At 71.0% G+C, this 4401-nt stretch carries 5 protein-coding genes and 1 riboswitch; of the genes, 3 read left to right on the forward strand and 2 right to left on the reverse strand.

What is annotated here, in order from left to right:
* The 3 genes from VFW24_18720 to VFW24_18730 all read left to right on the forward strand — a co-directional run.
* On the forward strand, positions 1 to 427 hold a 427-nt coding region (locus VFW24_18720; GenBank protein ID HEX5268806.1), incomplete at its 5' end, for an RsmG family class I SAM-dependent methyltransferase.
* Between the two features lie 180 nt (positions 428 to 607).
* Positions 608 to 1624 carry an AAA family ATPase gene (locus VFW24_18725; protein ID HEX5268807.1) on the forward strand — a complete coding sequence of 339 codons (1017 nt, stop codon included), beginning with the start codon at positions 608 to 610 and terminating at the stop codon, positions 1622 to 1624.
* Entirely contained in the window at positions 1599 to 2486 is an 888-nt protein-coding gene (locus VFW24_18730) for a ParB/RepB/Spo0J family partition protein (GenBank protein ID HEX5268808.1), read from the forward strand. The genes VFW24_18725 and VFW24_18730 overlap by 26 nt, the downstream gene beginning before the upstream one ends.
* Before the next feature lie 144 nt (positions 2487 to 2630).
* On the opposite strand, the gene VFW24_18735 is transcribed toward VFW24_18730, so the two are convergent.
* A complete protein-coding gene (locus VFW24_18735; GenBank protein ID HEX5268809.1) occupies positions 2631 to 3587 on the reverse strand; it encodes a peptidoglycan-binding protein in 957 nt (318 codons plus the stop codon).
* A 38-nt stretch (positions 3588 to 3625) separates the two neighbouring features.
* Positions 3626 to 3952, reverse strand: coding sequence for a thioredoxin (gene trxA, locus VFW24_18740; GenBank protein HEX5268810.1), 327 nt, complete (start codon positions 3950 to 3952; stop codon positions 3626 to 3628).
* Between the two features lie 208 nt (positions 3953 to 4160).
* A riboswitch (cyclic di-GMP riboswitch) is annotated at positions 4161 to 4251 on the forward strand.
* The last annotated feature ends 150 nt before the right edge of the window (positions 4252 to 4401 follow it).

Below are 4401 nucleotides of genomic sequence, written 5' to 3' on the forward strand. Positions count from 1 at the left end.
CCTGTGGCCGGCCACGACCCTCTACCTGATCGAGTCCATGCAGCGCCGGGCCACCTTCCTGCGGCGTGCCGTCCAGACTCTCAACCTTGAGCACGTCGATGTAATTCAGGCCCGGGCCGAGGAGGTCGGGCGCGATCCGGCGCTCCGGGGCAGCCTCGACCTGGTCACCTCCCGCAGCTTCGGACCGCCCGCGGTCACCGTCGAGTGCGCTGCCCCCCTCCTGCGGACCGGAGGGCTCCTGGTCGTCTCGGAGCCGCCCGAAGGCGGTCCGGGGCGCTGGCCGGCGCATGCGCTGGAGGAGCTGGGTCTGGGCACCCCGACGGCGGTCCGCGGCGGAGCCGGCTACGTCGTCCTGCGCCAGGACGCCGAGTGCCCGCAGCGGTACCCCCGCCGGCCGGGTATCCCCACCAAACGACCCCTCTCCTAGTCGAGATGTCACGGGTGTGCGTGAGAATGCCTGTGAGAGCGTCCACAGAAGAAAGGCATGAGCGGAGATGACGCTGTTGGGTTGGTAGTCGGACGCTACAAAGCCCCGCCGGGACCCTCGTTACCTGTGGAACATTGGTTCGTCCTTGACTGCTCGAGGGTTCGGGGGAAGGATGGTGACGTGACCGATTGGGGAGAGGACGGTTCGACTCCCGAGCCGCCGCCATGGACACCGCCCGAGATCCGCTGGGAGGACCTTCCCCCAGAAGGCGCCGCCCCCGAGTGGGCCGCTGATCTGACGGCCGGCTCCGACGGCGGGGGGCCGGAGCCGCACGCTCCGCCCCAGGAAGACCAACCGGCCGACCAGGCAGAGCCGCCGGAACAGGCGCCTCCTCTGGAAGCGAGCCCGTTCGCCAAGCCCCTACCCCGGCTGATGGCCATCGCCAACCAGAAGGGCGGGGTCGGAAAGACCACCACCGCCGTGAACCTGGGGGCGGCCCTGGCCGAGATGGGCTTCCGGGTCCTGGTCGTGGACCTGGACCCCCAGGGCAACGCCACCACCGGGATGGGGATCAACGGCCGCAACCTGGAGCTGTCCATCTACGACGTGCTGATGAGGGACGTCCCGATGGAGGACTGCATCGAGCCCACCAGCGTGAAGAAGCTGTTCGTCTGCCCGGCCACGATCGACCTGGCCGGGGCGGAGATCGAGCTGGTGCCGGCGTTCAGCCGGGAGCTGCGGCTCCGGAGGGGCCTCGACACGGTCAAGGAGGACTTCGACTACATCCTCATTGACTGCCCCCCGTCCCTGGGCCTGTTGACCGTGAACGGGCTGGCGGCCGCCACCGAGGTCGTGGTCCCGATCCAGTGCGAGTACTACGCCCTGGAGGGCCTGGGCCAGCTGCTCCGGAACATCAACCTGGTCCAGGGGGCGCTCAATCCGTCCCTGGAGCTGGGGGCCATCATCCTCACCATGTTCGACGCCCGCACCAACTTGGCCGAGCAGGTGGCGGCCGAGGTCCGGAATCACTTCGGACCGAAGGTGTGCCGGTCGATAGTCCCCCGTACCGTCCGGCTGTCCGAGGCACCCTCGTTCGGCCAGCCGATCATCGTGTTCGATCCGAGCTCCCGGGGCGCCATCGCCTACCGGGAGCTGGCCAAGGAGGTCTCCGGTGGCGCGCCGCAGCGGGTTGGGTAGGGGCCTGGGGGCGCTGATCCCCCCGGAAGTTCGCTCGGACGGCCGGTCCGTCCTCCAGGAGCTCCCGGTGGCGGCCATCGAGCCGAATCCGCACCAGCCCCGGTCGCAGTTCGACGACGAGGCCCTGGCCTCCCTGGGGGAGTCGATCCGCGCCCTCGGGGTCCTCCAGCCGATCCTGGTGCGTCCCGTCGGGGCCGACCAGTACCAGCTGATCGCCGGCGAGCGGAGGTGGCGGGCGGCCCGCCGGGTGGGCCTGCAGACGATCCCCGCCCTGGTCAAGACCGTCGAGGACCAGGGCGCCCTCGAGCAGGCCCTGGTCGAGAACCTCCACCGTCAGGACCTCAATCCCCTCGAGGAGGCGGCCGCCTACCAGCAGCTGATCGAGGACTTCCAGCTCACCCACGAGCAGGTGGCGGCGCGGGTGGGCAAGCACCGGGTGACGATCACCAACACCCTCCGCCTGATGCAGCTGCCGCCCACCGTGCAGCGCCTTCTCAAGGACAGCCAGCTCACCGCCGGCCACGCCCGGGCCCTCCTCGGGACCCCGGACCGGGCCTTCCAGGAGGCGCTGGCCCGGCGGGTGGTGACCGAGGCGCTGAGCGTCCGCCAGGTCGAGGAGGCGGTCAAGGCCCGCAGCGAGGTAGGGGCGGCCGACGCCCTGGCCGGCGCCACGGGCGGGCGGGTGCGGGCCCGGCTGCCTGAGCCGGGCCTGCGGGAGCTGGAGGAGCTGCTGGCCTCCCGGCTGGACACCCGGGTCAAGGTCGAGATGGGTCCCCGCCGGGGCCGGGTGGTGATCGAGTTCGCCGATCTCGAGGACCTGGAGCGGATCTACCGCATCCTCACCCCCGAGCTGGAGGGCTGAGCCGGCCGTCGGGCTTCCCGGAGGCCCGATCGCGACGCTCGATCACTGGTCGAGACTCTCTTCCACAACCTGTGCATTAGGTTGTGGGTAACCCTGCTGAGCCGGTGTTGGCTGCCATCTACCGGATAGATGACACGCTGTCAGCTAGTCGTCGGGTTGAGGGTCGGCCCAGGAGGCCGCCGACCATTCGGTCAGCGCCTCGGTGACCACCGACCCCAGTTCGGCCATGCGCTCGACCACTACCCGCGCGGGACCGAGCTCGCAGAGCACCGCGGGCATCCTGGTCTCGCGCAGGACCGGGAGCGACATGCCCTGCACGCCTAGGTCGGGCACCCCCAGGGCCTTGCACACGGCCCCCTGGAGCAGCTCGGCGAGCATCCGGCCGGCCGGGGACTCGTAGCGGAAGCCCGAGTAGTACGCCGTCGAGCACCCGTCGCGCAGGGGGCTGAGGCCGAAGCCCAGGTAGACGCCCACTTCGGCCCCGTTGGCGGCCGCGGCCTGGGCCGACCCGTCGGGCGCCCAGACCGGCACCGTGTCGGCGCCGGCGGCCCCCAGGGCCCGCCCCACGGCCGACACCAGGGCGTCCAGGCCGCCCTCGTGGCCGATCGCCACCCGCCGCCCGAGGAGGCCCACCCCGCCCCGGCGGAGGGCCTCACGCTCCCGGATGTGGGCCACGGGGTCGTCCCCGGTGCGGGCCGAGGCCAGGCGCAGGAGGGCGGCCACGGTGGCGGGCCCGCAGATGCCGTCCACGGTCAGCCCGCAGTTGCGCTGGAACTCGGCCAGGGCCGACGCCGTCCGGGAGCCCAGCAGACCGTCGACCCGCCCGGCGTCGAAGCCCAGGGCCCCCAGGCGGCGCTGGAGGTCGGCGACGTCGTCTCCCCGTAGCAGCGGGCTACGGAGGTAGAGCAGGCGGTCACCGAGGCGCCAGCCGGCCTCTACGAGGGCCGACCAGGTCTGGGGCCCGCACAGGCCGTCGACCCGCAGGCCGCGGGCGTTCTGGAAGCGTCGTACGGCGGCGTCGGTGGCCTCCCCGAACCGTCCCAGCGGGTCGGGGTCCACGCCGAAGCCCAGCGCCGTCAACCGGCGCTGGAGGTCCTCCACCGCTGCACCCTCGGATCCGAGGGCCAGGGAGAGATCCGCTACAGGAACGCCCCCAGCTCCTGGAGGAGCTGGCCCTTGCCCTTGGCCCCGACGATCCGCAGCTGGGCGTCCCCGTCCTTGAACAGGATCATCGTCGGGATGCTCATGACGTCGAAGCGCCGGGCGGTGTCCAGGTTCTCGTCGATGTTGAGCTTGGCGATGCGGATCTTGCCGGTGTTCTCGCCGGCGATCTCCTCGAGGACCGGCGCGACCATCTTGCACGGCCCACACCACTCGGCCCAGAAGTCCACGAGGACCGGGACGTCTGACCCCTTCACCTCCTCGTCGAAGGTGGAGTCGGTGAGCTCGGAGATGTTGGTGGCCATGCCGAAGGTCCTTTCCTGGCGGCGGGAGATGCTACCCACTCGCCCCGACTTGAACAGCCCGGCGCCGCCGGTAATTCCAGGGCCGGACGCGGGTCGCCTGCTCCCGAATCCGGGGCCCTCCGCGGTTTAGAAGTCACTTACCGTGGGGAAATTCCCACTCAAGGTGCCACTGAGTGGTGCCGATAGCTGACAACAAGAACAAATCCCCCCACGACAAAGGCACCCCCCGGGGAAACCCGGGATCCGCAAAGCCACGGGTCTAACGCTCCCTCCGGAGCCACGACAGCCGGGCTACCGAAAGGGCTTCTCCGTGGGGCCGACACGGAGGTTCCCTATGGGCAAGAAGTGCCTGCTGGCCGCATTGGCCGTCAGCGCAGGGATGGGGATGGGGGTGCTGGCCCAGGCGGCGCCGGCATTCGCGGCGGGCTACTCGGGCGCAGACGCCTCGG

Source organism: Acidimicrobiales bacterium (assembly GCA_036273495.1).
Classification (GTDB): Bacteria; Actinomycetota; Acidimicrobiia; order Acidimicrobiales; family JAJPHE01; genus DASSEU01.

What these genes read in the sequence shown, in the direction of transcription:
- trxA (HEX5268810.1), bottom strand. Translation starts at nt 3,952, where the DNA reads ATGGCCACCAACATCTCCGAGCTCACCGACTCCACCTTCGACGAGGAG.